Below are 3,931 nucleotides of genomic sequence, written 5' to 3'. Positions count from 1 at the left end.
GGTCTGGGGTGGCCCATTTCGGTGATGTTGTTCGTGTTCTTTGTTTTTTGTGAACCCCCCCCCGCAAACGACCCCCTGGGGCCCGGCCCGGCCCCGGCGGCCGCGACCGGGCGGCTGCGACCGGGCGGCGCAGGACCTACCCCCGCACGAAGCCGTGGCTCCGCTCCACCTTCGCCACGTGCAGCGTGTAGCGCTCGTACCACTCGGCCTGCCCGCGCCGCTGCGCCGCGCGGTGCTCGGCGTTGGTCCGCCACTCGGTGAGGGCCTCGGCGTCACGGAAGTACCCGACGGTGACGGACAACCCGCCGGGAGTCTGCGCGTGGTCCATCCCCAGGTACCCCGGGATGTCCTTCACCAGCTCTTCCATGCGGTCGCTGGTCTCGCTGTAGCCGGTCCGGTCCTGGGTCGGCACCGCGGTGAAGACCGCCGCGTAGTAGGGGGGTTCATAGGCCTCGACGGGCACGACGGGCGCATTCGCATCATTGCTCACGGCGTCACCGTAGGGCCGGACGCGCCCGGCGTACCAGCGTCTTTGCCGAACGGGATCCACAAGGGATCCAGTTCTTTGCCAACCGTCCCGGCCGGTGGTGCCGCATCAGTCGTAGAAGAACTGACGGAGGTCCTCGGCCGAGCCCGGACCGAACAGGAAGGCCTCGAATCCGGCCAGCACACGCCGAGGTGGCGGCCCGTCAGCGGCCAACCGTCGCAGCCAGATCTCCCCCTGCTCGCCCACCGCGTGGACGGCGGACAGCAGTTCGGCCATCCCGGCAGGGCGGGGCGGGGTCACGCCGGTGACGGGGTGCAGCTCCCAGCCCCCGGCCCGGGCGGCGAGCCGAAGCGCGCCCGCCCAGGTGGCGATGCGGGAGAGCCGGTTGCGCAGGGGCAGTTCGACGGACGGATCCAGGTACCCGAGCCCTACGGTCGCGGCGGCGAGGTCGTCCATCACCTGGCGCTCGACCGGGGTGCGGACCCAGTGGCCCTCCTGCGCGTCCTCGACGGCGGCGTCCCACCACTCCCAGGCGCTGTCGAGACGGGACTCGGGCCCGGTCGGCGGGGGAGGTCCCGGCGTGCCGGCCCGCGGCCGGTGCAGGTGGAACAGTTCCGGATCGCCCTCGTCGAGGCCGTGGACAAGACCGACCGGCTGCCACCCGGCCCCGTGCAGCAGCCGCCGCATCGGATGGTTGGAGACGTTGGTCGAGGTGAACAGCTTCGGGGTTTCGCAGGAGTCCGCCGCGGCATCCAGCAGCCGACGGCCGACGCCCCTGCCACGGGCGGGCGGCGAAACCATCAGCATCGTCACGAAGCCCTGATCGAAGAAGGTGTACTCGACCACGCAGTAACCGAGCGGGCCGGACCCGCCGTCCGCCACGAAGACCGGGCCCGGACCCTGCCGGCACCACCGTCGGATGCTCGCCGCCCGCTCCTCGTCGCCGGCGGCCGCGACCGTGTCGATGCCGACCAGCGCGTCCGCGTCCGACTCCCTGCCGCGGCGCACGACGAACTCGCCCGGGTCCTCTGCGTCCATGGGGACATGCCGCCAGTTCGCGCCGATCAGTTCGTGCCGATGCCCTCACCTACCGCAGGCGGGCGCGTTCGTCTGCGAGGGGATGCAGGCGGGTGGCCTGCCAGGGCGAGTTGCGGCCGGCGGCCTCGCGGTAGGCGATGCGCTGGACGGCGAAGAGCAGGCGGTAGAGGTTGAGGGCGGTGTCGGAGTCGTCGGCCGCGAAGCCCAGGTGGTGGACGAAGTCTTCGAGCGCGGGCCAGTCGAAGTCGTCGGGGACGGGCGGGGCGACGGGGACACCGAAGACACTGTTGAAGGCGGCGGCCACCGCGTAGTTGGCCGCGGCGAGGGCGTTGACGACGCCGGGATCGGCGGCCGGGTCGGGGCGGACATCTCAGGGCTCCTCTTCATCGGGCTTTGCAATGTTGAGCGCGGTGGTCACCGGCGCTCGGGGTGGCCGGCGTCGAAGAGGAGGGTGAGGAGGTTGAAGAGGGTGGACGCGGGAGCGGTGTTGAAGCGGACGAGGACCCGGCCGTCGAGGGTCTGGTCCGTGGTCGCGGACGGGAAGATCAGGCCGAACTCACGACCGCGCTCCTGGAGTTCACCGAGGAGGCTGCGGACCTGGTCGTCGGTGTAGGCCCGGATGCGGGGGTCGGTGGGCTGCATGGGGTAGCGGCGCTTCACGCGGCAGCCTCCTTCATCAGCTCGAACCAGACGACCTTGCCCTGCTTGCGGGGCTCGGCGCCGAAGCGGTGGGCGAGGGCCTGGACGAGGAACAGGCCCCGGCCGGAGGGGGCGAGCAGGTCGCCGGGGAGGCGGGGCTCGGGGAGGACCGGGCTGTTGTCCGAGACCGAGACCCGCAGCCGGTGTCCGGCGAGGGCCAGCACGACCAGGGGAGCAAGGGTGTCCCCGTGCCTCCAGGCGTTGAAGAAGAGTTCGTGGAGGGCGAGTTCGGCGTCGGAGATGACGGCGGGTCGCCACCCGGCGGAGGTGAGGAGGTCGGAGAGCTCGGTACGAGCGCTGGACCAGTCGGGAGGGTTGCAAGCACGCATGAGAGACCCCAGGGGAGGAGGAGGGGAATCGAGAAAGGCGGACACTCCGTCACGTGATCGGTGCAACACTGAGAGTAGGGCGATAGGTGTTACGCGTGCAACCAGATCGCCGAGATACCTCGCCCAGCTTGGCCAAGCTCACTCGTGTGGGTGGAGACTGGCCCAACACGGAAGGAATCCCCCTTGGCACTCAGGACCCAAATCAGCGAGCGACAGCGGCGGTTCGGCGCTGAGCTGAGGAGGTTGCGCGAGGCAGCGGGCTTGGCGGTCAAGGACGCCGGCGCCCTCATCGGCATGGCAGGCCCTCAGCTCAGCCACATCGAGGCCGCACGAACGGCGCTCGACCCGGAACGGCTCTCGGTCTTGCTCGAAGGCTACGGGTGCACGGATGAGACCTACGTGCAGCTGCTACATGCCCTCGGAGCCAGCGATGGGAAGGGCTGGTGGACCAGCTTCAAGGGCCAAGTCCCTGCCCTGGCACTCGACCTGGCGGAGTCCGAAAACCGGGCGATCCGACTCGACAACTACGAGACACTTCACATCCCGGGCATCCTTCAGCTGCCTGCCTACACCGCAGCGGTCTACGCCGATGGCACTGGCAGGTGGGACACTGCACTACAGATCGAGTTCCGCATGGAACGACAGCAGATCCTGACCGACGAGAGGCAGCGGCAGTTCCGCTTCGTCATCCATGAAGCAGCGCTGCGCATGCGGTTCGCAGGAGATGAGGTCATGCGCGCTCAACTGATCCATCTGATGGAGATCGCGGAGCTTCCCAACGTCGAGCTCCAGGTCATGCCCTTCGCTGCACCGAAGCGAGCGCCGTTCTCCGCCTCGTTCATGCTCTGCGACCCCGGCTGCCCTGAACTCGCGACCGTCATCCTGGACGGCCCGAAGCGGGCAGAGCACATCGCTGATCAGACTGAACTGACGGCCTACAGCCAGATGTTCCAGCAGCTCAGTGCTCATGCCCTACCGGTTGCAGACCGGGAGACGGCGTTGCGTGGACTCCCCAACCGCGACTCCTGGGGGCTCCTGCATCATCTTCTCTATCTGCTTCAGTCGTGAAAGGCGCATGATGTCCCACCCCTCCTGGCAGAAGTCGTCATACAGCAACGCCGAAGGAGGCAATAACTGCCTTGAGCTGGCTGCTGGTACCGGCGGCCTCTGCCATCTCCGCGAATCTGACGCCCCCGAGACGATCATCGCGACCACAACTGTCGGGCTTCGCGCCTTCCTCCTGGGCGCCAAGGCCGGCGAGTTCGACCACCTCGCCTGAAGCCTCGCTCGCCACCACGGCGAGCGAGCGAGAGGGCCGTCCCCAAACGCGAAGAACCCCCATCCGGATCCCGGATGGGGGTTCTTCTGAAGAATTGTT

General features: G+C 68.7%; 7 protein-coding genes. 2 read left to right on the top strand and 5 right to left on the bottom strand.

Annotated features, from left to right (window positions below; genetic code table 11):
- Nucleotides 1–136 precede the first annotated feature (136 nt).
- The 5 genes from ACIQOV_RS31425 to ACIQOV_RS31405 form a co-directional block, all read right to left on the bottom strand.
- Nucleotides 137–490 (bottom strand): antibiotic biosynthesis monooxygenase family protein, encoded by a 354-nt coding sequence (locus ACIQOV_RS31425; protein ID WP_401054053.1) that lies wholly within the window; start codon nucleotides 488–490, stop codon nucleotides 137–139.
- Between the two features lie 105 nt (nucleotides 491–595).
- Nucleotides 596–1,525 carry a GNAT family N-acetyltransferase gene (locus ACIQOV_RS31420; RefSeq protein WP_401054051.1) on the bottom strand — a complete coding sequence of 310 codons (930 nt, stop codon included), beginning with the start codon at nucleotides 1,523–1,525 and terminating at the stop codon, nucleotides 596–598.
- A gap of 49 nt (nucleotides 1,526–1,574) precedes the next feature.
- Complete coding sequence (locus ACIQOV_RS31415) at nucleotides 1,575–1,829, bottom strand: hypothetical protein (protein ID WP_401054050.1); 255 nt, start codon at nucleotides 1,827–1,829, stop codon at nucleotides 1,575–1,577.
- A gap of 110 nt (nucleotides 1,830–1,939) precedes the next feature.
- Nucleotides 1,940–2,185, bottom strand: a complete 246-nt coding sequence (locus ACIQOV_RS31410) for a hypothetical protein (protein ID WP_401054048.1) — start codon at nucleotides 2,183–2,185, stop codon at nucleotides 1,940–1,942.
- Entirely contained in the window at nucleotides 2,182–2,553 is a 372-nt protein-coding gene (locus ACIQOV_RS31405; RefSeq protein WP_401054046.1) for an ATP-binding protein, read from the bottom strand. The genes ACIQOV_RS31410 and ACIQOV_RS31405 overlap by 4 nt, the downstream gene beginning before the upstream one ends.
- A gap of 183 nt (nucleotides 2,554–2,736) precedes the next feature.
- Here ACIQOV_RS31405 and ACIQOV_RS31400 point away from each other — a divergent pair, with 183 nt between their 5' ends.
- Together ACIQOV_RS31400 and ACIQOV_RS31395 are read left to right on the top strand one after the other, a co-directional pair.
- The gene (locus ACIQOV_RS31400) at nucleotides 2,737–3,621 is read left to right on the top strand and encodes a helix-turn-helix domain-containing protein (RefSeq protein WP_401054045.1); all 885 of its coding nucleotides are present in this window, start codon (nucleotides 2,737–2,739) and stop codon (nucleotides 3,619–3,621) included.
- Nucleotides 3,521–3,832, top strand: a complete 312-nt coding sequence (locus tag ACIQOV_RS31395) for a DUF397 domain-containing protein (RefSeq protein ID WP_401054043.1) — start codon at nucleotides 3,521–3,523, stop codon at nucleotides 3,830–3,832. The genes ACIQOV_RS31400 and ACIQOV_RS31395 overlap by 101 nt, the downstream gene beginning before the upstream one ends.
- The last annotated feature ends 99 nt before the right edge of the window (nucleotides 3,833–3,931 follow it).

Origin of the sequence: Kitasatospora sp. NPDC091257 (assembly GCF_044757675.1) — a bacterium.
GTDB lineage: Bacteria > Actinomycetota > Actinomycetes > Streptomycetales > Streptomycetaceae > Kitasatospora > Kitasatospora lactacystinica.
The sequence above is the reverse complement of the archived record's forward strand: the minus strand, read 5'-3'. Positions and strand labels throughout refer to the sequence as shown.